This window comes from Vibrio sp. AIC-3, assembly GCF_013114515.1.
In the GTDB taxonomy this organism is placed as follows: Bacteria; Pseudomonadota; Gammaproteobacteria; order Enterobacterales; family Vibrionaceae; genus Vibrio; species Vibrio crassostreae_C.
In genome coordinates, this window is the sequence record NZ_VTXG01000006.1 from 53,827 (window position 1) to 79,428 (window position 25,602).

Here is a 25,602-nt window from a genome sequence, read left to right on the forward strand (position 1 = left end):
TACGGTGCTGTGTGATCCACTTAAAAGAATGCTATCGGCTGATTTATGTAGCAGATTAAAGAGGGGGATACGTGGAGATTGATGTATGTGACGGGCACAAAAAAGGCCACCTTCAACAAAGGTAGCCTTTATTTATCTACTTGATATATTTAATTATTTTGTTGTATAGCGCAGCTTGAGTTTGCTTGGTACATAGACACGTAGTGGGATGGTTCGGCCGTCGCGTACTTTCTCAATCAGCAGATTAACGCCTTGAATTCCCATCAATTCAGAGTGAATACGAACAGTTGATAAAGATGGGAAGGTAAATTTAGCTGTTGGGATGTCGTTTACACTGATCAGCGCAATATCTTCAGGGATGTTTAATCCGTGCTCATGAACTGCTCGTAAAACGCCAATTGCGATGGAATCTGACGCAATAAACATGGCTTTAGGGTAGTCGCCCGTCGCGAGCATCTGTTTTGCAAGCTTGTAACCTGATGAGCTAGAGAAGTCACCACGGTAGATGTCTTGCTCACTGACAACGTTCTTGAGGCCACCATATTCAGCAAAAGCGACTTCACGAATATCAGGGGTATTGACGTCGTCTTGGCCACCAATAAAGCCGATGCGCTCATAGCCTTGGTTGATAAAGAAGTTGGTGATCTCTTTGCTGATCAAAGCCAGGTCGATATCGACAGAGTCATAAGGTTCTGAGTGATCGGTAAAATCGACATAACAGATATTATCGCTCAGCTTTTTAGCTTGCTCGATAACCTCTGGTGTCATTCTACCCACCAACAAAACACCTGTGATTGGTGCTGAATTGATCTGTATTTTACTTTCATAACAGTTGGTTAGCTTAACTTCCATCTTTTCACATTGGGTTTCAATCCCGTGGCGAATCGATAGATAGTAAGGGTCGTTAACTTCCGCTTCTTGCTTGTAGTTATACAGTGCTAGGAAGTGATGGTTTTGTTTTTTACTGCTAACGGTTTTTCGTGAGCTGCTGGTTTTGTATTCCAACTTCTCTGCAATTTCAAAGATACGCCTTTTGGTCTCTTCCTTGACGCTTAATGTTGGATCTTCATTGAGAACCCTTGAAACTGTAGCCAATGATACATTCGCTTCAGTCGCGATATCTTTTAACGTTGCCATACTCACTTCCTGTTATTGGAACATTGCGCTGCTTTGAAATTGGTATTTAGTAAAAAAGCAATGCACCTCTTTATTCTACAGACCTATTGTAATCAAACTGGACGTCATTGCATTAACTTTTAGTAAAATAAATGCTCAACTCATCTGTGATGTCTCAAATCTAACTGTCTATAATTATCTTATTAAAATTCAATGAATTAGAGGTTAATAGCTATACGTTCTCTCTATGTCATGATCAGTTCCAATGATGAAAGTTGGTGTAAACGTTTACACTTCGTGGTTTTGATCACAGAATTATAGTCAAAATGGCTGCTACTATTTCTGACATACGGTGCTACTGAGCTGAATGTCAGTTCGAGTTAGCCCACGAATGACGACAAAGAGAGGTTGATTGTGAAAGTACTGGTTACGGGCGGCATGGGTTACATCGGAAGTCATACATGCATTCAAATGATACAGGCAGGTATGGAGCCGATCATTGTTGATAACCTTTGCAACAGCAAAGAGCTAGTGCTGAAACGAATCGAATCGTTAACTGGCAAGCGACCAACGTTTTATCTTGGCGACATTCGTGACCAATCTTTTTTAGATCGCGTGTTTTCAGAAAATGATATCCAAGCGGTGATTCACTTTGCTGGCCTGAAAGCGGTAGGGGAGTCGGTGGCTAAGCCTTTGGAATATTACGATAACAACGTCAATGGTTCACTGGTGTTAGCTCGAAGCATGAAGAAAGCGGGCGTGAAAAGCATCGTATTTAGTTCTTCGGCTACCGTTTACGGTGACCCGGACGTAGTGCCGATTACTGAAACTTCACCAACAGGCGCGACAACTAACCCTTATGGTCGCAGCAAATATATGGTGGAAGAGTGCTTGAGCGATCTGTTCAACGCGGAGAACGACTGGAGCGTGACGTTACTGCGCTACTTTAACCCAGTTGGCGCACATCCATCGGGCACTATGGGTGAAGACCCACAAGGTATCCCAAACAATCTGATGCCGTTTATTGCTCAAGTAGCGGTAGGTCGTCGCGACAAATTGGCTGTTTTTGGAAACGATTACCCAACAGTCGATGGCACAGGCGTTCGCGACTATATTCATGTTATGGATTTAGCGGACGGACACGTAGCCGCATTGAAAGCGGTTGGCAAGAAGGCGGGTTTACACATTTACAACCTAGGCACGGGCAAAGGCTCAAGCGTACTCGAGATGGTTGAAGCCTTCGCACAAGCATCGGGTAAGCCGGTTCCTTATGAGCTTTGCCCACGCCGCGCTGGTGATATTGCTGAATGTTGGGCAAGCACTGAAAAAGCAGAACGCGAACTTGGCTGGAAAGCGACTCGCAGCGTGATGGAAATGACGGCAGATACGTGGAACTGGCAGTCGAATAACCCGAACGGTTATTCCCCTTCGTAATTGAAGCCGCAGCTTTGTTAGCTGCGCTCACCAATTCCAATCACATAGAAGATCTATGCTCATGGATATTGGAAAGCTTGCTGCCTAGCTGCAACTCCAATTTCATTGGGGAATGCAGAGATAAGAAAAGAGAGATTCCAGATATCTCGTACCTCGATTCTGGAATGACGGATGAGCATAAGGCTATGAAGTGGTTGCCTTTGCACAAATAGCATAACGAGATTACACATCATTCCCTACAGCGAGGCACGAGCGTGATAGGGAATCTCCTTGTAGAAGAATTATTCGTTTTGGTTAATGAACCAGAGCACACAATTTAAGAGCAATGTAAGTATGTCAAAAGTTGAATTTAACCCAGTAGACCACCCGCACCGTCGTTATAACCCATTAACTGGTCAGTGGATCTTAGTCTCGCCACATCGTGCGAAACGTCCATGGAGTGGTCAAGATGAAAAGCCATCCACTGCGCAACTGCCTGCGTACGACAAAGAGTGCTTCCTTTGTCCAACCAACACGCGTATCTCGGGTGATGAAAACCCTGATTATGACGGCACTTACGTGTTCAGTAACGATTTCGCGGCGTTGATGCCTGATTCGCCTGACGCTCCAGAGTCTGATAACCCTCTATTCAAGACTCAAGGTGTTCGCGGGTTGAGCCGCGTGATCTGTTTTTCTCCGGACCACAGCAAAACGCTGCCGGAGCTTCCGGTAAACAAGATCCGTGGTGTTATCGATACCTGGAATGAACAGATTGAAGAACTAGGTAAAGACTACCTGTGGGTTCAAGCTTTTGAAAACAAAGGCGAGACTATGGGCTGCTCGCAACCACATCCGCACGGTCAAATCTGGGCAAATAGTTTTTTACCTAACGAGATTGAACGTAAAGAAAAATTGCTAAAAGAGTACTTCGAGCAACAAGGTTCAAACCTATTAGTGGATTACGTTGAAGCTGAAATGAAAGACGGCTCTCGCACTGTGGTTGAAACCGAACATTGGATTGCTGTGGTGCCTTACTGGGCGGCGTGGCCATTTGAAACTATGTTACTACCAAAAACGCACATTCGCCGTATGAGCGAACTGACTGACGAGCAGCGTGATGATTTAGCGGTTGCGATTAAGAAGCTGACTAGCCGCTACGATAACTTGTTTCAGTGTTCATTTCCTTACTCAATGGGCTGGCACTACGCGCCGTTCTTCGAAGAAGGTACGGACATCGATCACTGGCAGTTGCATGCATTGTTCTACCCACCACTATTACGCAGTGCTTCGGTTCGTAAGTTCATGGTCGGCTACGAAATGTTGGCTGAATCTCAACGTGATTTAACCGCAGAACAAGCGGCACAGCGTCTGCGCGACTTGAGTGACGTGCATTACAAAGAGCAGTAATACGTTACTTCGTAGATAACAAGCAAGATCCCCGATATCTCGTCCCTCGATTCTGGAATGACGACAGGTGAGAAGCCCACAAGTGTAAGAGCTTAGAAGCTTAAAAGTTTAGTCGCAGATGTTGTCATTCCCTACCTGAGGTGCGAACGAGATAGGGAGTCTAAAAGAATTAAAGTGGTGCCGTGAAGGGGCCATAACCAATTGAACAAAGAGTTTAACCAGAGAGTTTACTTATGTCTGACCTAATCCAAAACGTGAAAGCATCTTTTGAGCAAGTCCTTGGTTACCAAGCGACTCATATTATCCAAGCACCAGGTCGTGTGAACCTGATCGGCGAGCACACTGACTACAACGATGGTTTTGTTCTACCGTGTGCCATTAACTACCAAACGGTAGTCGCCGCGGCTAAGCGTGACGACAACATTGTTCGCGTAGTATCAGTGGACTACGGTAATGCAGTCGATGAGTTCGATTTAACTCAAGAGATCACATTCCAACAAGACAAGATGTGGGCTAACTACATTCGTGGTGTGGTGAAGTGCTTAAAAGGTCGCGGCTTTGAATTTACAGGTGCAGACATCTCTGTAACGGGCAACGTGCCTCAAGGTGCAGGTTTAAGTTCTTCTGCGGCGCTGGAAGTGGTGATTGGTCAAACATTCAAGGTGCTTTATAACCTAGAGATCAGCCAAGCTGAAGTGGCGCTAAATGGTCAGCAGGCCGAAAACGAATTTGTGGGCTGTAACTGCGGCATCATGGACCAAATGATCTCTGCAGAAGGTCGCGCAAACCACGCGATGCTTTTGGATTGTCGTAGCCTAGAGACTCAAGCGGTTTCAATGCCAGAAGATATGGCTGTGGTTATCATTAACTCAAACAAGAAACGCGGCTTAGTCGACAGCGAATACAACACACGTCGTGAACAGTGTGAAGAAGCGGCGCGCATCTTTGGTGTTCCGGCACTTCGTGATGTGACCATTGAGCAATTCAAAGCGAAAGAGTCTGAATTGGATGAAATGGTCGCGAAACGTGCTCGTCACGTGATTACTGAAAATGACCGTACTGTTGAAGCGGCTCAAGCTCTACGCACTCATGATATGAAGCGTATGGGCGAGTTGATGGCTGAATCGCATGCATCAATGCGTGATGATTTTGAAATCACGGTGAAAGAGATTGATGCGCTGGTTGATATGGTCAAAGAAGTGATCGGTGAACAAGGTGGCGTGCGTATGACTGGCGGTGGTTTCGGTGGTTGTATTGTGGCATTGGTTCCACCTGCATTGGTTGATGAAATCAAAACAACCGTTGAACAGAAATATCAAGCGGCGACGGGGCTAAAAGAATCTATTTATGTGTGCCAAGCGAAAGACGGAGCAGGCTTAGTTGAAGTAATCTAACGGCTTCGAGACTTAATATAGAGCTTACCAAGTAAAAAGATCATGGTAGGCCAAATGCTAAAGCCTTTACTTCAGGTAGAGGCTTTTTACTGGCACTAGAAGGAATTTAGAATGACACAAGAGCAAAACCTGCATCAATCCATGACGCAGACTCCTGCCTATGATGGCCAACCCGCTCAGTTAGTGACGCTATCAAATACGCATGGCATGCAAGTGACATTCATGGATATTGGTGCAACATGGTTGAGCTGTATCCTGCCAGTAAAAGGAAACAAAAGAGAAGTGTTGTTGGGTGTTAACTCAATGGAGAACTTCGATAAACAAGCCAGCTATATGGGCACAACTGTTGGCCGTTATGCTAACCGCATTGCTAATGGTCGTTTCAAAATTGATGGTCAGAATTACAAGCTGGAAACCAACCAAGCGGGCAATACCTTACATGGTGGCCCGAACGGATTTGATAAACGCCGTTGGAATATTGCCGAGCAAACCGAAACGTCAGTGGTGTTTACTCTTGAGTCTGCTGATGGCGACCAAGGATTCCCGGGGAATTTGAATGTGTCGGTACGTTATGACATCACCGAAGACAATCGAGTGTCCATTAATTACTCTGCAACCACAGACAAGCCGACTGTAGTCAACCTAACGAATCATGCGTACTTCAATCTACTTGGCGCTGAAGCTGGACATGATTGTTTGTCACACATTGTCAGTATCAATGCTAATCAGTTCTTACCGACCAATTCGGTGGGTATTCCGTTAGGTAACCTTAAATCAGTGAAATCGACCAGCTTTGACTTCAATCAGCCTATGATGATCTCAGAGCGTTTGTTGGGCGATGAACAGCAGAAAGCAGCAAAGGGTTACGACCACTCTTTCTTATTGGCTGATGGCTGCAAACGCACTCAATGCGCCGCGACCGTAACCTCACCGGATGCGCTCGTCACACTAAAAGTATTTTCAACCAAACCTGCGATGCAGCTATACACCGGAAACTGGCTTGGTGGCACACCAAACCGAAGTGGTGGCAGCTATGAAGACTACGCTGGTTTGGCGCTAGAAACCCAGTTCTTACCTGACTCTCCTAACCACCCAGAGTGGAACCAGGACAGTTGTATTCTCAAGCCTGAACAAGAATATAACTACAGTACCTGTTACCAGTTTGAATTTTCGGGGGATTCTTCAAACTAGTACGCTCTAGCTCAAAGCGGTTACGTCAATATCTTTTGTTTGTGAATAGGACGATGTGAATTATCGCGTTGTTCTTGGGGGATGAGCAAAAGTGGCGCTCAACAAGAGTGCGGTTTATTAAGCGCGATTGTTGAGTATCTGAGTAAGGTAGGAAAGCCCTAACAGAAGCGATTCTGTTAGGGCTTTTTTTTGTTTATTGCTTGATGAGTCGACCAGAACCTAGACTTTCTCTACCGAATTACGGCGTACCAGAGTTGGAGAGAACATCATTGGTTCAGTTGAGGTGTTTTCACCTTTGGCTAAGTGCAACGCGAGTCGTGTCGCTTTCTCTGCCATCATCTGAATCGGGTAGCGAATAGTGGTGAGCTTTGGATGAACATAGCGGGCAATCAAACCATCATCGAAACCGATGATCGACATTTTGTCTGGCGCTTGAATACCGTTTTCATCAAGGACAGACAAAGCACCAGCTGCCATGTAATCGTTGTACGCCACAATGCCAGTGATTGGCAGTGACTTAGTCAGAAGGTTAGTCATGGCGTATTCGCCACCGTCACTGGTCGGCGCTGAGTATTCAATATAGCTGTCAGAGAGCGCTATTTTGTAATCTGAGAGTGCCGCTAAGTAACCTTGGATACGCTCATCGGCATCTTCAATGCTATGCGATGAGGCGATACAGGCAATGTTCTTATGGCCATGGCGGATCAGATATTCCGTCGCAAGATACGCACCTTTTTTGTTGTCTAAGAAAATACAGTGGTTGGCAATCTCAGCAATATAACGGTTGATCAGTACTAAGCCTTTGACCTCTTTTGCATAGGCAATCAGTTCTTCGTCGGTGAGGCCTTTAGAGTGGATCACCAGGGCGTCACAACGGCTGTTAATCAGCAATTCAATCGCTTGTCTCTCTTCTTCACGATCGTGCGAGCCATTACCGACAAGGATATGTTTTCCGTTCTCACGAGCGACATTGTCGACAGCCTTAACCAGCGTGCCAAAAAAGGGATCGGAGATGTCACCGACCAATACACCAACAGTGTTCGTGCTTTGGCTTACCAGCGCTCGAGCATTGGCATTCGGTCGATAGCCAAGTTTAGACATCGCTTTAGTTACAGACTCTACCGAGCTTGCACTCGCCTTGGGAGACTTGTTGATCACTCGAGATACGGTTGCAACAGAAACACCAGCTTCCTTTGCTACATCTTTAATTGTTGCCATTTTTAACCTCTATACATTGCTTCATCTATTTAACACCGACAATGATAGTAAGGCAACGAAACTCTCATTTTACTTCCAGTAATGAGATCTTTACCGCTTGTAATTATTAGGCTTAATGCTAGTGTAAACATTTACATTTTACTTAATTTTAGTAAATGATTTAATGAGTGAAAATAAACCAATATAGGAAGTGAGAAATGGATACTGTCTCTTATGGTGACTTTGCTAAGTTAGAAATGCGTGTGGGTAAGATCATTGAGGTTGTGCGTCATGAAAACGCCGACAAGCTTTACATAGTGCAAGTGGATGTTGGTGACAAGACACTGCAAACGGTGACCAGCCTAGTCCCTTACTACACAGAAGAAGAGTTGATGGGTAAGCAGGTTGTTGTTTTGTGCAATCTAGCGAAGGCGAAGATGAGAGGCCACACTTCTGAGTGCATGTTGCTTTGTGCAGAAACGGAAGATGAATCTGAAAGTGTATTGCTAACACCTGAACGTGCGATGCCAGCAGGTATTCGTGTCGTTTAAGCTCACTTTAGGTTGGTGAGTCAATGTGTTCACCAACCTAAATCAACTAGCTGCGTACAGTTAGTATCAAGCCATCAATCACACTGTGATGGTGATCGGAAACCCCAGCAAGGTTGCCGTATTTAGGCTGGTGGCGATCATTTTCTAATGGGTGATGCCAACCTTGTGTGTGTTTAACGAAGTGCGCCGCAAAGCTTTCAGACACCTCTAAACATCCTGCTAATACAGTATCGACGTAGGTTTGAACGATAGGGCTGTTTTCGCAAGGTGCTTCAATCTCGTCTTTGATGTAAACCCAGATCGGTTGATCCTGTTTGAATTCATCTTGGCTTTCTATCTGAGAGGCCTTTAATTCGATTCGGTGATAACCACGCTCACGGCGATCAAACTCAGCCAGTGCAATATCATCCACCTCAAGCAACACACCATTCACTTGTCCTTCGCCGAGATTGACGATCAAAGGGGATAAGACATAGCTGTCATCGATCTTGCTCCAATGGCGAATCAAGCCATGAACAATCGCAGGGATCGCTTGCCCTGTCTGACCGGTAAGCTGACGTGAAGATGAGTTGATTAAACTGCCATAACCAAAAATATACATCGCATTCCTTGTCTGAGTTGTTCCATTTAAGTCTAGTCTTACTATATGTGGCGAGATACCAAAAGTCAGTAAGTTTCTATTTATACATGTATATGTCTTTATGACTCTTTTGGTTGTGTTTTTTTGACTTATTTATTGGCTATTGAATCTCGTGAGTCGCTGTTTTTACTGGTTTTATCTAATTGGCGCGTTTCATGCAATGTGATCTGCATATTGCATCGGATTTGATGCACACAAAATTTGGTTTAGGTAATACCTTGGCCGCTTATCTGAGAATTAGGAGCGAGTTTGTTAAATATCACAGATAAAAGTGTAGAAGACGCGATTCCAGCCTACCTGCGTTTAGGCTTTCGACCTTTCTTCTTTTTAGGCAGTCTCTATGCAGTGATCGCAATTGTCGCTTGGGTGATCATGTTCCAAAACGGTCAGCCTGAGATTTTAAAAGTTCCCGCACTTTGGTGGCACGTGCATGAGATGCTGTTTGGTTTCTCAATGGCGATAGTGGTCGGTTTTGTGTTAACGGCAGTACAAACGTGGACGGGTGTCAATGGCACCAAGCATTATCGATTAGCTGCGCTAGTCGGTTTGTGGCTCGCACCTCGTATTCTGTTTTGGACACCCGCTCCGTTATGGCTGATCTCGTCGGTTGAGGCGCTGTTCTTAATCTTCGCCGCCTACGAAATTGGTTTCCGAGTCGTGAAGTCGAAAGGCTGGAAGAATCTATTCTTTGTGCCACTGTTTATATTGGCTATCGTGGCGAACTTTGCTAGTTACGCGACCATTAAGGGGATGCCTCCATTCCCATCGTCTGCAGTTTGGCAGGCTATGTTGTGGTGGTTTACCTTGCTGTTATCAGTGATGGGTGGGCGAGTGCTCCCATTCTTTACAGCGCGTCGTTTTGATTTCGAAAAAGCACAACCACTAGTTTGGTTAGAATGGTTAGCGAATCTACCTTTGGTTGGCTTATTTGTATTGAGCTTCTTCCCATTGACCTTTGCTCAAGTCGGCAATGAGTTGATTGTATTTGCAGGTGTGGCTCAGTTGGTGCGCTTTATCCGTTGGAAGCCTTGGACAACCTTGTCTGAGCCTTTGGTGTGGTCGCTGCATGCGGCTTACCTATGTATCCCTCTCAGTTTGCTGTTACGTGGTCTGTTAGACAACCCGTTCGCGAGCCACAACATGCTGCACTTGTTTGCGATTGGTGGCTTGAGTGGGTTAATTCTGGCGATGATTACGCGCGTGACAATGGGACATACTGGTCGTGCTATCTATAAAGGGCCAAGTATGGCGTTAGCGTTCTCGGCTATTTTTATCGCGGCTTTGGTTCGCAGCGTAGGTGTGACTTTCTTCCCTGCGTATTTATTTGAGATGGTGAACATCAGCGCGGGTTTATGGACGTTAGCGTTCGGTCTATTTATCTGGAAATTTGGGATGATGCTGTTAACGCCAAGAGTGGATGGTCACCCGGGCTAAGCCAATTAGTTATCTATTGATATAGATAGGGAAGCTCAGAGCTTCCCTTTTTGATCTTGATAACTCATTAAGTACTCGCAGCAAGGTATTGGCGTACCTGTGTGATGAGATCTTCCTTGGCGTGAGGCGAGATAAAACTGGCTTCGATGGCATTAATACTGAACTGCGCCAATTCGTTTTTGGTCACTGGGTGAGCATTGGCGACGGCGAGGAAGTTATCATTCATATAGCCGCCGAAGTAAGCCGGATCATCGGAATTGATGGTGACGCACAGCCCTTTTCTCAGCAACTCGACGATGTTGTGCTCTTGCATGGTCTCAAACACCTTGAGCTTGGTATTCGACAGCGGGCAGACGGTCAGTGGTGTACGTTTTGCTATTAGCTGTTCCATCAACTCTTCATCTTCTACACAGCGAACGCCATGATCAATTCGGGTAATGCCTAGCAAGCTCAGTGCGTCGCTAATATTTTGTGCTGGGCCTTCTTCTCCGGCGTGCGCGACAGTCAGAAAGCCTTGATTGATCGCTTCTTGGAATACATGTTTAAACTTCTCTGGTGGATTGCCCTGTTCTGATGAATCTAACCCAACGGCAATGATCTTATCTTTATAAGGAAGGGCTTGTTTGAGCGTTTCAAAAGCGCTGTCTTCATCAAGGTGACGCAGAAAGCACATGATCAGTTGGCTGCTGATGCCAAGTTCTTGCTCTGCTTGATTCAATGCTCGAGTGATCCCACCGACTATGACTTCAAAGGCAATGCCGCGTTTAGTGTGAGTCTGAGGGTCGAAGAATATTTCGGTATGAACCACATTATCTTGCTGGCACTTCAGTAGATAAGCCCATGTCAGGTCGTAGAAGTCTTGTTCATGAATGAGTACGTTAGCGCCTTGGTAATAGATATCGAGAAAGGACTGAAGATTGTGAAATTGGTACGCGTCCCTTACTTGGTCTGGGGTCTCAAAGGGAATCGACAGGTTATTACGCTTGGCGAGTTGGAACATCAGCTCTGGCTCTAATGTGCCTTCTATATGTAAGTGCAGTTCAACTTTAGGTAAATTTTTGATAAAGCTATCCATAGCAACCCCTTCGCTATTGTAATTATGGGCGGAGTAGGTGAGGTGTTTCGATGGTGAGATCCGAGTCTATAGGCTATCTCTTTCATTTATCTCTATTTGAGCATAGTTCATTTGCTCGTTATCGAGAAAGTGCCCCGTAAATTGGAAGCTATTTTGGAGTTATGAACCGATTGAAATTAGGCGCAAACGATTTGCAGCATTGGAGTGTGATCCGCTGCAAATATTTGCAGCAATATTCATTGATTTGTGCTCTAATACCGCGCTTACCAAGGGATGGTGTTAAAAGATGCTCACTTAGATGGAGTTATCAAAGTTGACCGATCCCTTAATGATCTCCCTTAGGAAAAAATAGAACATGTCTAAGAACAAAAAATTTGATATCCGCCTTACAGAAAAACGCAACGGTTGGTGTGCAGAGATTACTCGTCAAGTAACGTCTCGCAGCACTACAGTATCTAAGCGTGAGTCTGGTTTCGAAACTGAAGCTCTAGCACAAGAGTGGGCAGAGAAAGAGCTAGCATCTTTCATCGCTAACCAAGCTGAACGTAACGAGCGTAAATCAGAGCAACGTAAAGAGCGTGACGAACTACGTCACACTAAAGAGCTTAAAGCTGAGCAAGCACGTGAAGCGCGCGCTAAAGCTCGTGCAGAAGAGCAACAAGACGCTGAATAATTCAGTGCATGACTAATTTATAGATCCCTTAATTTTAAGATAAGGGATTTGTGAAAAAAAAGCCCCGATACAACTTTTTTCTTTCGAGTTAAAAGTGTTTTGGGGATTTTTAGTTTGTGGAGTTCTGTTTTATTGTGTTTAAGAGCTCGGTTTGGCTTCTCGCTTTTAACGTCGAGCTCTTAAACTGTTAAGCATTGTCTGATCAGTTATTCAGTGCAGTTAGCCAATCGTCTTCTGCCACTTCTTCAATGTAGCTTTCTACTGATTGTCCTACTTCTTCATCGTCTTGCTTGAAGTAAGCGATGTGGAACACAGCATCACCTTCGTTGACCAAAGGCAGAGTTTGCTGACCAATCACGATACCGCCTTTGGTTGTGATCACTTGGCCTTCTTGGTGACCCAATGGAGAGCTGATGTAAGCAAGGGTTTGTCCTGCTTCAACCTGTTCGCCAAGTCTTACCATGTTACGCAAAATACCGTCTGATTCAGCGCGGATCCAGCTGGTGGATTTACTCAATACTGGCTCTGGTAACTTCTTACGGTTAGGGCGCAGCATGCCTATTTCTTTCATCACTTGATGAACGCCTAGATAGCCTGCACGAATCGCTAAAGGATCAAAACGCAGCGCTTCACCACCTTCATAAGTCAGTACCGGGATGCCCAGTTTTTCAGCTTCGCTACGCAGTGAACCATCACGCAAAGGTGAATCAATGATTACTGGCGTTGCGAACGCTTTCGCAATTCGTAATGTTTCTGGATTTGATAGGTTTGCACGAATCTGTGGCAGGTTAGTACGGTGAATAGCACCTGTATGTAGATCCAAAATGTAATCACAGTGCTTCGCTACGTTTTCGAAGAAGGTGTAAGCGATGCGTGATGTCAATGAGCCTTTCTCACTACCTGGGAAGCAACGGTTTAGGTCGCGACGGTCTGGTAAGTAACGAGATTTATGAATGAAGCCAAATACGTTTACGATCGGCACAACAATTAATGTACCTTTCAGTTTATTAGGTTCTATTGCGTTAGTTAACTGTCGTGCAATCTCAACACCGTTTAGCTCATCACCGTGAATAGCAGCGTTTACCATTAGTGTTGGGCCTGCTTGGCGACCGTGGATGATCTCAATCGGGATCGAAAGTGGAGAGTGCGTGTAAAGCTGAGCTGCCTGTAGTTCAATCTCTTTTCGTTGTCCTGGCTGAACAGTATAACCAAGTAATTCGAATGGTTGATTAGGTTTTAGTCTTGCCATTTAGGTTGTTCTCAACATAGTGATAATTCGTTAACACGGAATGTAGCAATCGTTGATTTTTAGTACGAATCAATCGCTTTACGGTGACGACAAAAGTTTTTTATGAAGGGGCTTATGAATTGGTTTCAGTTTTTTATTTGGTTAATTGAAGGGTGTTTCAAATTGTGAATTTTCTGACAATACATTGATTTAGCGCTGATATTTGTCATTTGGTTCGTTGGTATTATCCACCGCCATTTTTTGGCGGCCAAATTCAAATATTGAGATCAAAATGAAAAAAACAATTTCAAAAGTTGTAGCACTAGCGGTGGTATCTGTTGCTTTATCTGGCTGTGTTGGTAGCAACGCAGTAACGGGTTACCTAATGAAGTTCAACATCAAGGCTGTTGATAACCGTTACGCTCGTGGTGGTTTGAACATGCTATTTGCACCTGCATACGGTCTAACAGTTGCTGCCGATTACCTAGTATTCAACTCACTAGAGTTCTGGACTGGTAGCAACCCACTAACAGGTGCTCCGCACATCTTTGATACTAAGACTGATACTTACCTAGACATCAACCACCAACTTGATCCGTCTCTAACGGAAGCGCCAGTGGGTCCTATCACGAGTGCAGATGTGATCGAAAAAGGTCAAATGCAGCAGATTGATGAAAACACGATCCAAATGGACATTACTTACCAGTCTGGTGAGCGTGCGACGTTAATCGGTGTTCGTGATGGCGAGATGGTGACGTACTTCATCGATGGCGAAGTTGTGGCACAAACTTCAATTGATGAGCTAGAAAGCTACGCGGCTTCACGCGCTTAATTGTTTATTTAGTCACAAGTAGTAGCTACAAAGATTAGATACAAAAACAGGTACTCATTGAGTACCTGTTTTATTTTGTCTCAGATAAACGGTGTTTACTGTAAAACACCATTTACTGAACAAACATAGCTTATCGAATTAAGCTTTTTCTGGGATCGCTTCAAGCAATGCAACCATTTGGTTCCAGAATAGCTCAACGGTGTCGATCTTCACTTTCTCATCAGGAGAGTGCGGAAACTTGATGGTTGGGCCGAAAGAAACCATATCCATGTTCGGGTAAGGTTCTTTGAATAGACCACACTCAAGACCAGCATGGATAACCATGATGTTTGGCTTGTGACCGTAGATACCTTCGTACATGTCACGGAAGATATGCATGATTTCTGAATCTGCGTCTGGTTTCCAACCTGGGTAAGCACCAGAGAACGCGATGTTAGCGCCTGCTAGTTCAGCAACAGAGTGAAGCATGCTTTCTACTTGGCTACGACCTGAATCGATAAGAGAGCGGATCAGGCAAAGTACTGTGATTGAGTTCTCTTCTGTTGTGATAACACCTACGTTTAGAGACGTTTCCACAACACCTTCAATCTCGTCACTCATACGAATCACGCCGTTTGGACATGCGTTAAGTGCCGCGATAAAGCGAGCTTGGTCTGCTGACGCAAGTGCGCCCATTTCTACAGAAGCTTCTTCATTGAAAGTCACGATGCTGTCTTCTACTTTACCTAGCTCTGTTGAAAGCAGCTCAGTGTAGTAGTTGTATAGTGAAGCCAGTTTTTCTTGGTTTGCCGCAGGAACAGCAACCGTTACGAAACCTTCACGAGGGATCGCGTTACGAAGGCTACCACCTTTGAATTCGACGATGCGAAGGTCTAGCTCTTTTGCGTGACCCGCTAGGAAGCGAGCAAGCAGTTTGTTTGCGTTTGCACGACCTGTGTGGATGTCACAACCAGAGTGACCGCCTTTTAGGCCTTTTAGCGTTAGCTTACGTGTTACGAAGTCAGCTGGAATCGCATTACGAGCAATTTCAAATGTCATTGCGCCGTCGATACCGCCAGCACAACCCATGTACACTTCGCCTTCTTGCTCTGAATCGGTGTTAAGAAGGATATCGCCTTCTAACCAACCCGCTTCAAGACCGAAAGCACCAGTCATGCCTGCTTCTTCATCTACTGTTAGTAGAACTTCGATAGGGCCGTGCTGGATTTCGTTTGAAGCAAGAACCGCTAGGCAAGAAGCCATGCCCATGCCGTTATCAGCGCCAAGCGTTGTCCCTTTTGCTGTAACCCACTCACCATCAATGTATGGTTGAATTGGATCTTTAGCAAAGTCATGAACTGTGTCTTCGTTCTTTTGTGGAACCATATCGATGTGAGCTTGTAGCACTACACCTTTTTTGTTTTCCATACCCGCCGTTGCTGGCTTTTTGATGAATACGTTACCCGTTGGGTCACGACGTACATCTAGGCCTTGCTCTGTTGCCCAAGCAATAATGTATTGAGCAAGCTCTTCTTCATGCTTAGAAGGGTGTGGGATTGAGCAAATCTTATCGAAGAACTGCCAGATAGGGGCAGGGGATAATTTACTGATCTCAGAATGGAATTCAGACACGGATGACTCCTTTTTTATTTAATAACCATATATTTAGGTTTTGTATGGGGAAAAGCCTAGAACAAAAATCTAAAATATGGGTCTGTTTTGATGGCAACAGCATACCACTTGAGCGTTTTGACGAGTAGCGGTTCTAAACCTCAAATAGCTCAAATTTTGAAAGCGATCTTGTCCATCTGATCACAGCTAAGCGCCTTGATGCTTATAAATGGAGCAGGCAAACGTTTGTTTAATTCTATTCTGTAATTTTATTACAAAAATAAGTTTGCAAAATAACCGTAAATGGCCAAAAATGTGACGTATAGCAAAAAATACTTGTAATCTTTTTTCTTTAGGGTATATTAATAACCAACTTCTGAGATGAAGAGTAAATGCTCAAAGGATGAGTCCGTTTTATCGCCTCCAAGGAACCGAGAAATCAAATTCGTTTTTTATTGATTTATTAAGGTGATAGTTATGAAAGGTTTACCATCTGCAATGTTCTGGCTTAACAGCTCTGTTTACACTAGCAACTTTGCATACCCTACAAGCTTTGGTTACTAATACCGTAAGCATGTAACTCGAACAGTTTTGTTCACCCCTATATATTGGAATTCTTTTACAGCCCTTTTGGTTGACAGATTCTACCGCCACTCAGTTTTGAGTGGCGTTTTTTTTGCCTGCTACTTTTCCAAACCGCTTTCGCTTGTCACTTTCCTTGCTGTTCTGCGTGGTTGTTTTTTAAACGCCGAAATATCAATTTGCGCCTTATTACTGATCCTGTTGAAAAATACATAACTATTGTGAGTTTGAATTCAGAATTTACTGGCTAGATTATCAATGAAAATAACCGATGGTAGAAAAAACAACCAACTAGTTTTAGTGAGTCTATTGTTATTAATTGTTTGTTTTTAATGGTTATTTATCGATGATATCTTCATTTTTAATCGCTTTGTTTCATACGGCATTCTGATAAATATCGATTAGAGCCTTAATTCTATCTGGAATTTGTTATTTGATAACTTTATAATCCACAGCCAATCGATTACGCAACCGTTTACTTTTTACCCTTATAGGATTCGATAATGTTCGAAAAGCTATTCAAACTCAGTGAAAATGGCACCAATGTGCGCACTGAAATCATCGCAGGTCTAACAACCTTCCTAACAATGGCTTACATCATTTTTGTAAACCCAATGATTCTAGCTGATGCTGGTATGGACCATGGCGCTGTATTTGTAGCAACCTGTTTAGCGGCTGCTATTGGCTGTTTCATCATGGGCTTTGTTGCTAACTACCCAATTGCTCAAGCTCCAGGCATGGGTTTGAACGCTTTCTTTACCTACGCTGTTGTAATGGGTATGGGTTATACGTGGCAAGTTGCTCTGGCAGCGGTTTTCGTATCAGGCGTAATCTTCATCTTCTTAAGCATCTTTAAGATCCGTGAATGGATTATCAACTCGATCCCTATGTCTCTGCGTGTTGGTATCTCTGCAGGTATCGGTCTTTTCCTAGCGTTTATTGCGCTTAGCAATGCAGGCATCGTTGTTTCTAACCCAGCAACTAAAGTTTCACTGGGCGACATTACCGCGATTGCTCCTATCCTAGGCTCAATTGGTTTCTTCCTAACGATTGCTCTTGTTCACCGTGGCGTGAAAGGGGCAGTAATGATTGCGATTCTAGCTATCACAGCTCTTGGCATTGTTATTGGTGACGTTCAATACGGCGGCATCATGTCTACACCACCAAGCCTTGCTCCTACATTCATGCAGCTTGATTTCTCTGCTGTATTTGAAATCGGTATGATTTCAGTGGTATTCGCGTTCTTGTTCGTCGATTTGTTCGATACAGCGGGTACTCTGGTTGGTGTTGCAACGAAAGCAAACCTAATCAAAGAAGACGGCAAACTACCTCGCTTGAACAAAGCACTGCTTGCTGACTCTACAGCAACATCTATTGGTGCACTGCTAGGTACATCAAATACTACTTCTTATGTTGAGAGTGTTGCGGGTGTTGCTGAAGGCGGCCGTACCGGTCTAACGGCTGTTGTTGTTGGTATCTTATTCCTACTGGCTCTTTTCTTCTCGCCACTTGCAGGTATGATTCCGGCTTACGCAACATCAGGTGCACTTTTCTATGTAGCAATTCTGATGATGTCTGGCCTAGTTGGCATTGATTGGCGTGATCTTACGGAAGCAGCACCAGTCGTGGTAACATGTCTGCTTATGCCGCTGACGTACTCTATCGCTGAGGGTATCTCACTAGGTTTCATCGCTTACGCTGCAATTAAGCTGCTAAGTGGTAAAGGTCGCGACGTTTCACCTGCTGTGTGGGTAATGTCGGCTATCTTTATTCTTAAATACATTTTCGCTTAATCGTCTAGATTTCTGCTTAATCGCTGAAGAGGCTATGTTTGAAATAGCCTCTAATAACATGACAAAATTATTAGGTTTTATACTATGAGCAACAAATTCGTTATCACTTGGGACAACATGCAGACTTACTGCCGTCAACTTGCTGAAAAGCAAATGCCAGCAGAGCAGTGGAAAGGCATCTGGGCAGTAAGCCGTGGTGGTTTGGTTCCTGGTGCAATCTTGGCTCGTGAGCTAGGTATTCGTCACGTAGATACGATTTGTATTTCTAGCTACGACCACGATCACCAACGTGATATGACAGTAGTTAAAGCACCTGAAGGTGACGGCGAAGGCTTCCTAATCGTTGAAGACTTGGTTGATAGTGGTGACACTGCACGTAAGCTTCGCGAAATGTACCCTAAAGCGAAACTGATCGCTGTATGTGCAAAACCATCTGGCGCTGATTTGCTAGACGAGTACATTGTTGATATCGCTCAAGACACATGGATTGAGCAACCTTGGGATACTAGCCTAAGCTACGTAGAGCCAGTAAATCGCAAGTCAAAATAAGCGTAAACTTAGTTTTTTGAGAAATGACCCTTTATAGGGTCATTTTTTTTTATATTATTAGTGACAACCATTTCTTATTAAGTATCCCAATGTCTGAACCAGAAGAAACGAGCTCGAACCTTTCGGAAACTTTGTTTGTAAAGCACAAGCAAGCGAAAGAGACCTCAATGTTGACACAATACATGCCAAGCTCTGAAGCGCTATTGGATGAGAAACGTGAACAGCAAAACTCATCATGGTATCGAAACCTAAGACGTCTTCAGTGGGTATGGCAAGGCGTTAATCCAATAGAGCAGGAAGCGGTATTGGCTCGCATCGCGTCATCAGATAACTCTCGTACAACCGATGAGTGGCTTGATACGGTCATGGGTTACCGAAGTGGTAACTGGGCATACGAATGGACCAAGCTGGGTATGCAGCATCAAAATCGTTCTAATGAGAAGAATGGTGAAGAGATGGCTGAAGAGCTATTTTCCGCATCGTTGTGCTTCAGTATTGCGGGTTACCCACACCTCAAGAACGACAACTTGGCAGCTCAGGCTCAAGTGTTGGCCAACGCAGCGTATTCTGAAGCGATCAAGCACACTAAGTTGATCGTCAAGCAGATTGATATTCCATACCAAAACAAGAAGATCAAAGCGAACTTGCATCTAACCAAGACAGATAAACCACAACCGGTTGTGATTGTCAGCGCGGGTCTAGATAGCTTGCAAACCGATATGTGGCGCCTGTTTAGGGATTATTTAGCACCTAAGAACATTGCTATGTTAACGGTAGACATGCCATCAATAGGGCACAGTGCACATTGGCCGTTAACAGAAGACTCATCTTGTCTTCACCAAGCAGTGCTGAATGAATTGCCTAACATCCCATGGGTCGATCACCACAAAGTCGGCTTGTTTGGTTTCCGCTTCGGTGGCAATGCGATGGTGAGATTATCTTTCCTCGAGCAACATAAGATTAAAGCGTGTATTTCTTTAGGCGCGCCAATTCACGATATCTTTGTTCATGCAGACAAACTTAAGCAGATGCCTAAAATGCATCTAGATGTGTTGGCTTCGCGCCTTGGTAAAGGGGCGGTCGATATCAATAGCCTTTCTGGGCAGTTGATGGCGTGGTCACTCAAGGTACAAGGTTTGCTGTCAAACAGTAAAACCAGTGTTCCTATCTTGGCATTGGCTCTGGAAGGCGACCCGGTTTCACCGCCAATGGATAATCAACTGGTTGCTATTTACAGTGATTACGGAAAAGCGAAGAAAATCAAAGCTAAGTCAATTACACAAGGTTATGAGCAATCCCTCGAATTGGCGATAAAGTGGCTTGAGGATGAATTATTTAGATGACATTTCTCCTAAATTAGTTAAGCATGAAAAATGTACAAACTAAGTACCTGATACTCAGAGGTCATTTATAAAATCCAAATGCGTAGTTTCTACGTATAACAGTCTGAGTAACGTCATTCTTAACATTGAAAATGGAGATTCAATATGTCAGAAGTGACACAACAACCTACGCATTACCGCTTGTTGAATGTTTTAAAGGCGATCGGGCCTTACTTAAGGGAACCGCAATCAGAAGAAGGCCACTATATCTTTGATTGCTTGTCTGTATGTGTGAACGATAAAAAATCACCAGAAGAACGCGAGTTCTGGGGCTGGTGGCTGGAATTGGATAAGTCGGAAGAGGGATATTCGGCGAAGTACAATATCGGCAAGTACAACATCGATGGTAACTGGGATTCTTTGCCGTTACCTAAAAAGGCGGTCGCTGAGGTCTCTCGAACTCAAGAAGCCTTCCACAAGAAACTGGTTGATGAACTTCAAAGTAAGTTTGAAATCAGTATCCAATTAGACGAAGAGTCTGTCGAATTCGTCTAATTTTAAAGGTTACTCTTCTATATAAAGCAAAAAGGTGCGATTTCGCACCTTTTCTGCTTGTGAATTCCCCTTTTGATTGCTAAAACATCACCTCTTATTTGTTTTATCCATAAAAGACTTCATGACAACAAATCATCAAAGCGGGACAACAACACAGCGTAAAACTGTCGTTGTTAAACTGGGTACCAGTGTCTTAACTGGTGGAACATTGGCATTAGACCGCGCTCATATGGTTGAGCTGGTTCGTCAATGTGCTGAATTAAAAAAACAAGGCCACTCTGTGGTTATGGTTTCGTCTGGTGCAATTGCAGCAGGACGTGAGCACCTTGGTTACCCCGCACTTCCCAACTCAATGGCGAGCAAACAGTTGCTTGCGGCAGTTGGGCAAAGTCAGTTGATTCAAGTTTGGGAGTCTTTGTTTGCTATCTATGGCCTTAAGATTGGCCAGATGCTACTGACTCGTGCTGATCTCGATGATCGCGAGCGTTTTCTTAATGCACGTGACACGATCAACGCACTGGTTGAGCACGATATTATTCCGGTAGTAAACGAAAACGACGCAGTAGCAACCAACGAAATTAAAGTGGGCGACAATGATAACTTGTCGGCCTTAGTGGGTATTTTGTGCGGTGCTGATAAGCTTTTGCTACTAACAGACCAAAAAGGCCTGTTTACGGCTGACCCTCGTAAAGATCCAAATGCTGAGCTCATCAAAGAAGTGAAAACCATTGATGACACGCTGCGTAAGATCGCAGGTGGCAGCGGTACTACGTTGGGTACTGGCGGCATGGCGACAAAACTGCAGGCGGCTGACATTGCTCGTCGCGCAGGCATCGAAGTGATTATTGCTGCGGGCAGTGCTGAAAATGTGGTGTTTGATTCACTGAGTGATAACCCACAAGGCACACGTTTCTTGCCTTTAGCGGAAGCGCTTGAAAACCGTAAACGCTGGATTTTAGCGGGCCCTGCTTCAGCAGGTGACATCGTGGTTGACGACGGCGCAGTAAACGCAGTCAACACCAAAGGCAGCAGCTTGTTGGCGAAAGGGGTTGTTCGAGTTAAAGGCGAATTCTCTCGTGGTGAAGTTACCCAAGTCACAGACAGCAAAGGCAAAGTAATTGCGCGTGGTATCGCCAGTTATTCAAGCCAAGACCTAGCAAAAATTGCAGGCAAGCACAGTAAAGATATTGGCGACATCCTTGGATACGATTATGGGTCAGAAGTCATTCACCGTGACGACCTAGTTGTAATCCAAGAGTAGCTCGTGATGATAAGGTGAATCACCTTTTTGCATCCAAAGACAGACAGAATTTAGGGAGAGTTAAACGTGGATTTAACTAACATGGGTATCGCAGCAAAAGACGCTGCTTTCCACCTAGCGACCGCATCTACGGCGCAAAAGAATAAAGCATTGGCGATTATCGCTGATGAGCTAGAAGCAAACGCAACAACGATTTTAGAAGCGAACGCGAAAGACATCGAACTGGGTCGTGAAGCGGGTTTAACTGACGCACTGCTCGATCGTCTACTTCTTAACGAAGAGCGCTTAACCGGTATCGCTAACGATGTTCGTAACGTGATTAGCCTGAATGACCCAGTTGGCAGCGAAATTGACAGCAAAGTACTAGAAAACGGTATGTCACTGTCTCGCCGCCGCGTGCCACTTGGTGTGGTGGGTGTTATCTATGAAGCGCGTCCGAACGTAACCATCGATATTGCAGCTCTGTGTCTGAAGACAGGTAACGCAAGCATTCTACGTGGTGGTAAAGAGACGTTTTTCTCGAACATGGAACTGGTTAAGGTTATCCAGTCTGCATTAGAGAAAGCGGAGCTTCCAGCCGCTTCTGTTCAGTACATCGAGAAGCCTGATCGTGAACTCGTTTCTCAACTGCTTAAACTGGACGACTACGTGGATATGATCATTCCTCGTGGCGGCGCTGGTCTGCACAAGATGTGTAAAGAGAACAGCACCATCCCAGTAATCATCGGCGGCTTTGGTATCAGCCATATCTTCGTTGATGAAAGCGCTGATCTTGAGAAATCTGTCGATGTGGTCGAAAACTCAAAAGTTCAACGTCCATCGGCGTGTAACTCGTTAGATACACTGCTAGTGCATGAAGCGGTTGCTGAAGCTTTCCTAACTAAGCTGAAACAGCGTTTAGCCGGCAAGGTAACCTTAGTTGCTGATACCAGTGCAAAATCGCTGCTAGCGGGTTTTGAAGACCAACGTGATGCGGTTGAAGGCGACTTTGACACTGAATGGCTAAGCTACACGCTAGGCGTGAAAGTGGTAGCGGATGTGGCAGAAGCGATTGACCACATGCGTGTACACAACGCGAGTCATTCAGATGCGATCATGACCAATAGCTTAGAGAGCTCAGAGCGTTTCATTAACTCTGTTGGTTCTGCAGCGGTTTATGTGAATGCATCAACACGTTTCACTGATGGAGCGCAGTTTGGTTTGGGCGCTGAAGTAGCAGTCTCTACCCAGAAATTACATGCTCGCGGCCCTATGGGCTTAGAAGAGCTAACAAGTTACAAATGGGTAGGTAAAGCGAACTATTTAGTTCGCGGTTAACGCTGGTCGTTAATTTTACTCCTCAGCTCATTTTTGAAATGGCGTTCGAGTAGCAATAATCAATGAATCACCACACAAAAGGGCCTTAATTGGCCCTTTTTCTTTCCTAACGTTTGGCAATTCCGTTACACTGATATTCAATTATTTGGAGGTGATATGCATTGTCCTTTTTGTTCAGAGAACGACACTAAAGTAATCGATTCAAGACTGGTTGCCGATGGCCATCAGGTTCGTCGTCGCCGTCAATGCCTTGCATGTAGCGAGCGTTTTACTACGTTCGAATCGGCAGAACTTGTGATGCCTAAAGTAATTAAGTCGAATGGAAACCGCGAACCATTTAACGAAGATAAAATGGTCGGTGGTGTTCAGCGCGCCCTCGAAAAACGCCCAGTGAGTGCTGATGCAATTGAACTTGCGATCAGTACGATTAAGTCACAACTCCGTGCAACTGGTGAGCGTGAAGTACCAAGCGAGATGATTGGTAACCTTGTGATGGGCCAATTGAAAGAATTGGACAAAGTGGCGTACATCCGTTTTGCCTCTGTTTACCGTAGTTTTGAAGACATCCGAGAGTTTGGCGAAGAAATCGCTAAATTAGAGGATTAACTCCTCAATCATGTCAAACTTTACTCCCCTAGATTTTCAAATGATGTCGCGTGCTATTCAGTTAGCAAAACGCGGCATTTACACTACTGCACCAAACCCGAATGTGGGCTGTGTCATCGTACAAACCGATGGTCAGATCGTCGGTGAAGGTTTTCATGCTAAAGCGGGCGAACCTCATGCCGAAGTGCATGCCATGAGAATGGCAGGCGATAAGGCCAAAGGCGCGACAGCTTATGTCACACTTGAACCTTGTTCGCATTATGGTCGAACGCCGCCTTGTGCCGAAGGTTTGATTAAGGCTCAAGTTGCAAAAGTAATTTGCGCTATGCAGGACCCAAACCCAAAAGTCGCAGGTCGTGGTATAAAAATGCTACGCGACGCGGGTATTGAGGTTGAAATTGGTTTGTTAGAGCAAGATGCTCTTGATTTGAACCCTGCATTTATCAAGCGTATGCAAACTGGCATGCCATTTGTTCAGTTGAAGATGGCGGCTAGCCTTGATGGTCAAACGGCATTGGAAAATGGCCAAAGCCAGTGGATCACATCGCCAGAAGCGCGTCGTGATGTTCAGAATTACCGAGCAAAAGCGGGCGCAGTGTTATCCACAAGCCAAACGGTGATTGAAGATAACGCCTCGTTGAATGTTCGCTGGGCAGAGTTGCCAAGCAGTATTAAAGCTCATTACGCTGAAGATGAACTTCGTCAGCCAATTCGCGTGATTCTTGATCGTCAAAATCAACTGCGTCCTGAGCTCAAGTTATATCAATCGCCAACACCAGTGTTAAGAGTGGCTGAAGCGTCTGCGGATATTGAAGTAGGAACCACAGATGCAGGTCAGCTCGATTTGCACGATCTGATGCGTCAATTACCTGCCAATCATATCGACCATATTTGGGTCGAAGCGGGCGCAACATTGGCAAAAAGCTTGATTGAAGAACAGCTGGTGGATGAGCTAATCCTCTATTTAGCACCTAAACTTATGGGCAGTGACGGACGAGGTTTGATGGGCGCATTAGGGCTCACTTCAATGTCTGACGTTATTGACCTAGAAATTAAAGATGTTCGACAGGTTGGTGTGGATATTCGCATTGTGGCTAAACCAATAGCGGCGAAACCAATTGTGGCTAAACCAATAGCAGCGAAACCACTCTCGAAATAGTTACTCCAACTGCATACGTGTCGTTGACAACAAAAAGAGTTTTAAAATGTTTACAGGAATTGTAGAAGCCGTAGGTACATTGAGTGCAATCACTCCCCGCGGAGAAGACATCACCGTAACGGTCAACGTTGGCAAGCTTGATATGGCTGACGTTCAGTTAGGCGACAGTATCGCAACCAATGGTGTGTGTTTGACAGTCGTTGAATTCAACGACCACAGCTACAGTGCAGATCTTTCGCTTGAGACCCTGAAAAAAACGGGTTTTGTCGATTACCAAGCGGGCGATAAAGTTAACCTTGAGAAAGCAATGTTACCAACCACGCGTTTCGGTGGACATATAGTGTCTGGTCACGTTGATGGCGTGGGTGAGATTGTTGAACGTAACCAAGTTGGCCGTGCGATTGAATTCTGGGTAGAAATGCCAGCAGAAATCTCAAAATACGTGGCTCAAAAAGGCTCAGTAACAGTTGATGGCATTAGCCTGACTGTGAACGATTTACGTAAGAACGCATTCAAGCTGACTATCGTTCCTCATACTTCTTCAGAAACCACCATCGACCAATTCAATGTCGGTCGTAAAGTGAATCTAGAAGTTGATGTATTAGCACGTTACATGGAGCGTTTACTGCAAGGTCAGCAACAAGAATCTGAGCCTGAATCTCGATTAACGATGGAATTCTTACAGCAGAATGGTTTTGCCTAACCGTTGATACAAAG

The 25,602-nt window shown here is 44.7% G+C and carries 23 protein-coding genes; 17 read left to right on the plus strand and 6 right to left on the minus strand.

Going from position 1 to position 25,602, the window contains the following annotated elements; genetic code table 11:
* Nucleotides 1–153 precede the first annotated feature (153 nt).
* Nucleotides 154–1,137, minus strand: coding sequence for a transcriptional regulator EbgR (gene ebgR / locus F0229_RS06400; protein ID WP_171732488.1), 984 nt, complete (start codon nt 1,135–1,137; stop codon nt 154–156).
* A 393-nt stretch (nt 1,138–1,530) separates the two neighbouring features.
* Between ebgR and galE the strand changes: the two genes are divergently transcribed.
* The 4 genes from galE to galM all read left to right on the plus strand — a co-directional run bounded on the left by galE (nt 1,531) and on the right by galM (nt 6,521).
* Nucleotides 1,531–2,550, plus strand: a complete 1,020-nt coding sequence (gene galE / locus F0229_RS06405; protein WP_171732489.1) for a UDP-glucose 4-epimerase GalE — start codon at nt 1,531–1,533, stop codon at nt 2,548–2,550.
* A 333-nt stretch (nt 2,551–2,883) separates the two neighbouring features.
* Nucleotides 2,884–3,936 (plus strand): UDP-glucose--hexose-1-phosphate uridylyltransferase, encoded by a 1,053-nt coding sequence (locus F0229_RS06410; protein ID WP_171732490.1) that lies wholly within the window; start codon nt 2,884–2,886, stop codon nt 3,934–3,936.
* 233 nt (nt 3,937–4,169) lie between these two features.
* The gene (galK, locus tag F0229_RS06415) at nt 4,170–5,330 is read left to right on the plus strand and encodes a galactokinase (RefSeq protein ID WP_017060799.1); all 1,161 of its coding nucleotides are present in this window, start codon (nt 4,170–4,172) and stop codon (nt 5,328–5,330) included.
* A 111-nt stretch (nt 5,331–5,441) separates the two neighbouring features.
* Complete coding sequence (galM, locus tag F0229_RS06420; RefSeq protein WP_171732491.1) at nt 5,442–6,521, plus strand: galactose-1-epimerase; 1,080 nt, start codon at nt 5,442–5,444, stop codon at nt 6,519–6,521.
* 219 nt (nt 6,522–6,740) lie between these two features.
* Here the strand turns inward: galM and F0229_RS06425 are convergent, their stop codons facing one another.
* On the minus strand, nt 6,741–7,739 hold the full coding sequence (locus F0229_RS06425; protein WP_017066816.1) for a substrate-binding domain-containing protein: 999 nt from the start codon (nt 7,737–7,739) through the stop codon (nt 6,741–6,743).
* 197 nt (nt 7,740–7,936) lie between these two features.
* On the opposite strand from F0229_RS06425, the gene F0229_RS06430 reads away from it, so the two are divergent.
* Nucleotides 7,937–8,269, plus strand: a complete 333-nt coding sequence (locus F0229_RS06430) for a tRNA-binding protein (RefSeq protein WP_017060796.1) — start codon at nt 7,937–7,939, stop codon at nt 8,267–8,269.
* Between the two features lie 46 nt (nt 8,270–8,315).
* On the opposite strand, the gene F0229_RS06435 is transcribed toward F0229_RS06430, so the two are convergent.
* The gene (locus tag F0229_RS06435) at nt 8,316–8,870 is read right to left on the minus strand and encodes a gamma-glutamylcyclotransferase family protein (RefSeq protein ID WP_017060795.1); all 555 of its coding nucleotides are present in this window, start codon (nt 8,868–8,870) and stop codon (nt 8,316–8,318) included.
* A gap of 288 nt (nt 8,871–9,158) precedes the next feature.
* Here F0229_RS06435 and F0229_RS06440 point away from each other — a divergent pair, with 288 nt between their 5' ends.
* Entirely contained in the window at nt 9,159–10,343 is a 1,185-nt protein-coding gene (locus F0229_RS06440; RefSeq protein WP_171732492.1) for an NnrS family protein, read from the plus strand.
* A 67-nt stretch (nt 10,344–10,410) separates the two neighbouring features.
* Here F0229_RS06440 and F0229_RS06445 read toward each other — a convergent pair whose 3' ends face one another.
* A complete protein-coding gene (locus tag F0229_RS06445) occupies nt 10,411–11,418 on the minus strand; it encodes an adenosine deaminase (protein ID WP_171732493.1) in 1,008 nt (335 codons plus the stop codon).
* A 355-nt stretch (nt 11,419–11,773) separates the two neighbouring features.
* On the opposite strand from F0229_RS06445, the gene F0229_RS06450 reads away from it, so the two are divergent.
* Complete coding sequence (locus F0229_RS06450; RefSeq protein WP_017069509.1) at nt 11,774–12,091, plus strand: DUF3622 domain-containing protein; 318 nt, start codon at nt 11,774–11,776, stop codon at nt 12,089–12,091.
* A gap of 202 nt (nt 12,092–12,293) precedes the next feature.
* Here the strand turns inward: F0229_RS06450 and F0229_RS06455 are convergent, their stop codons facing one another.
* Nucleotides 12,294–13,340 carry a succinylglutamate desuccinylase/aspartoacylase family protein gene (locus tag F0229_RS06455; protein ID WP_171732494.1) on the minus strand — a complete coding sequence of 349 codons (1,047 nt, stop codon included), beginning with the start codon at nt 13,338–13,340 and terminating at the stop codon, nt 12,294–12,296.
* 271 nt (nt 13,341–13,611) lie between these two features.
* On the opposite strand from F0229_RS06455, the gene F0229_RS06460 reads away from it, so the two are divergent.
* Nucleotides 13,612–14,151 (plus strand): DUF3332 domain-containing protein, encoded by a 540-nt coding sequence (locus F0229_RS06460; protein WP_017070352.1) that lies wholly within the window; start codon nt 13,612–13,614, stop codon nt 14,149–14,151.
* 138 nt (nt 14,152–14,289) lie between these two features.
* Here F0229_RS06460 and F0229_RS06465 read toward each other — a convergent pair whose 3' ends face one another.
* A complete protein-coding gene (locus F0229_RS06465; RefSeq protein ID WP_017060790.1) occupies nt 14,290–15,762 on the minus strand; it encodes an aminoacyl-histidine dipeptidase in 1,473 nt (490 codons plus the stop codon).
* Between the two features lie 1,064 nt (nt 15,763–16,826).
* Here F0229_RS06465 and F0229_RS06470 point away from each other — a divergent pair.
* The 9 genes from F0229_RS06470 to F0229_RS06510 all read left to right on the plus strand — a co-directional run bounded on the left by F0229_RS06470 (nt 16,827) and on the right by F0229_RS06510 (nt 25,588).
* On the plus strand, nt 16,827–18,116 hold the full coding sequence (locus tag F0229_RS06470; RefSeq protein WP_017066820.1) for an NCS2 family permease: 1,290 nt from the start codon (nt 16,827–16,829) through the stop codon (nt 18,114–18,116).
* 84 nt (nt 18,117–18,200) lie between these two features.
* On the plus strand, nt 18,201–18,665 hold the full coding sequence (tet(34), locus tag F0229_RS06475) for an oxytetracycline resistance phosphoribosyltransferase domain-containing protein Tet(34) (RefSeq protein ID WP_009847475.1): 465 nt from the start codon (nt 18,201–18,203) through the stop codon (nt 18,663–18,665).
* A gap of 89 nt (nt 18,666–18,754) precedes the next feature.
* On the plus strand, nt 18,755–20,008 hold the full coding sequence (gene frsA / locus F0229_RS06480) for an esterase FrsA (protein WP_017060788.1): 1,254 nt from the start codon (nt 18,755–18,757) through the stop codon (nt 20,006–20,008).
* A 144-nt stretch (nt 20,009–20,152) separates the two neighbouring features.
* Nucleotides 20,153–20,542 carry a sigma factor-binding protein Crl gene (crl, locus tag F0229_RS06485; RefSeq protein WP_017060787.1) on the plus strand — a complete coding sequence of 130 codons (390 nt, stop codon included), beginning with the start codon at nt 20,153–20,155 and terminating at the stop codon, nt 20,540–20,542.
* 76 nt (nt 20,543–20,618) lie between these two features.
* On the plus strand, nt 20,619–21,803 hold the full coding sequence (gene proB / locus F0229_RS06490) for a glutamate 5-kinase (RefSeq protein ID WP_012604650.1): 1,185 nt from the start codon (nt 20,619–20,621) through the stop codon (nt 21,801–21,803).
* A gap of 66 nt (nt 21,804–21,869) precedes the next feature.
* Nucleotides 21,870–23,120 carry a glutamate-5-semialdehyde dehydrogenase gene (locus tag F0229_RS06495; protein ID WP_017060786.1) on the plus strand — a complete coding sequence of 417 codons (1,251 nt, stop codon included), beginning with the start codon at nt 21,870–21,872 and terminating at the stop codon, nt 23,118–23,120.
* 156 nt (nt 23,121–23,276) lie between these two features.
* Nucleotides 23,277–23,726 carry a transcriptional regulator NrdR gene (gene nrdR / locus F0229_RS06500; RefSeq protein WP_004734394.1) on the plus strand — a complete coding sequence of 150 codons (450 nt, stop codon included), beginning with the start codon at nt 23,277–23,279 and terminating at the stop codon, nt 23,724–23,726.
* A 40-nt stretch (nt 23,727–23,766) separates the two neighbouring features.
* Nucleotides 23,767–24,885, plus strand: coding sequence for a bifunctional diaminohydroxyphosphoribosylaminopyrimidine deaminase/5-amino-6-(5-phosphoribosylamino)uracil reductase RibD (gene ribD, locus F0229_RS06505; RefSeq protein ID WP_171732495.1), 1,119 nt, complete (start codon nt 23,767–23,769; stop codon nt 24,883–24,885).
* 46 nt (nt 24,886–24,931) lie between these two features.
* Nucleotides 24,932–25,588, plus strand: a complete 657-nt coding sequence (locus tag F0229_RS06510; protein WP_048612249.1) for a riboflavin synthase — start codon at nt 24,932–24,934, stop codon at nt 25,586–25,588.
* The last annotated feature ends 14 nt before the right edge of the window (nt 25,589–25,602 follow it).

Bases quoted from the DNA above. Each gene is read 5' to 3' on its own strand.
- F0229_RS06460 (WP_017070352.1), top strand. From the start codon at position 13,612: ATGAAAAAAACAATTTCAAAAGTTGTAGCACTAGCGGTGGTATCTGTT.
- crl (WP_017060787.1), top strand. From the start codon at position 20,153: ATGTCAGAAGTGACACAACAACCTACGCATTACCGCTTGTTGAATGTT.
- ribD (WP_171732495.1), top strand. From the start codon at position 23,767: ATGATGTCGCGTGCTATTCAGTTAGCAAAACGCGGCATTTACACTACT.
- F0229_RS06445 (WP_171732493.1), bottom strand. From the start codon at position 11,418: ATGGATAGCTTTATCAAAAATTTACCTAAAGTTGAACTGCACTTACAT.
- galK (WP_017060799.1), top strand. From the start codon at position 4,170: ATGTCTGACCTAATCCAAAACGTGAAAGCATCTTTTGAGCAAGTCCTT.
- ebgR (WP_171732488.1), bottom strand. From the start codon at position 1,137: ATGGCAACGTTAAAAGATATCGCGACTGAAGCGAATGTATCATTGGCT.
- F0229_RS06430 (WP_017060796.1), top strand. From the start codon at position 7,937: ATGGATACTGTCTCTTATGGTGACTTTGCTAAGTTAGAAATGCGTGTG.
- galM (WP_171732491.1), top strand. From the start codon at position 5,442: ATGACACAAGAGCAAAACCTGCATCAATCCATGACGCAGACTCCTGCC.
- F0229_RS06410 (WP_171732490.1), top strand. From the start codon at position 2,884: ATGTCAAAAGTTGAATTTAACCCAGTAGACCACCCGCACCGTCGTTAT.
- F0229_RS06470 (WP_017066820.1), top strand. From the start codon at position 16,827: ATGTTCGAAAAGCTATTCAAACTCAGTGAAAATGGCACCAATGTGCGC.
- F0229_RS06450 (WP_017069509.1), top strand. From the start codon at position 11,774: ATGTCTAAGAACAAAAAATTTGATATCCGCCTTACAGAAAAACGCAAC.
- F0229_RS06435 (WP_017060795.1), bottom strand. From the start codon at position 8,870: ATGTATATTTTTGGTTATGGCAGTTTAATCAACTCATCTTCACGTCAG.
- F0229_RS06425 (WP_017066816.1), bottom strand. From the start codon at position 7,739: ATGGCAACAATTAAAGATGTAGCAAAGGAAGCTGGTGTTTCTGTTGCA.
- F0229_RS06455 (WP_171732494.1), bottom strand. From the start codon at position 13,340: ATGGCAAGACTAAAACCTAATCAACCATTCGAATTACTTGGTTATACT.
- frsA (WP_017060788.1), top strand. From the start codon at position 18,755: ATGTCTGAACCAGAAGAAACGAGCTCGAACCTTTCGGAAACTTTGTTT.
- nrdR (WP_004734394.1), top strand. From the start codon at position 23,277: ATGCATTGTCCTTTTTGTTCAGAGAACGACACTAAAGTAATCGATTCA.
- F0229_RS06510 (WP_048612249.1), top strand. From the start codon at position 24,932: ATGTTTACAGGAATTGTAGAAGCCGTAGGTACATTGAGTGCAATCACT.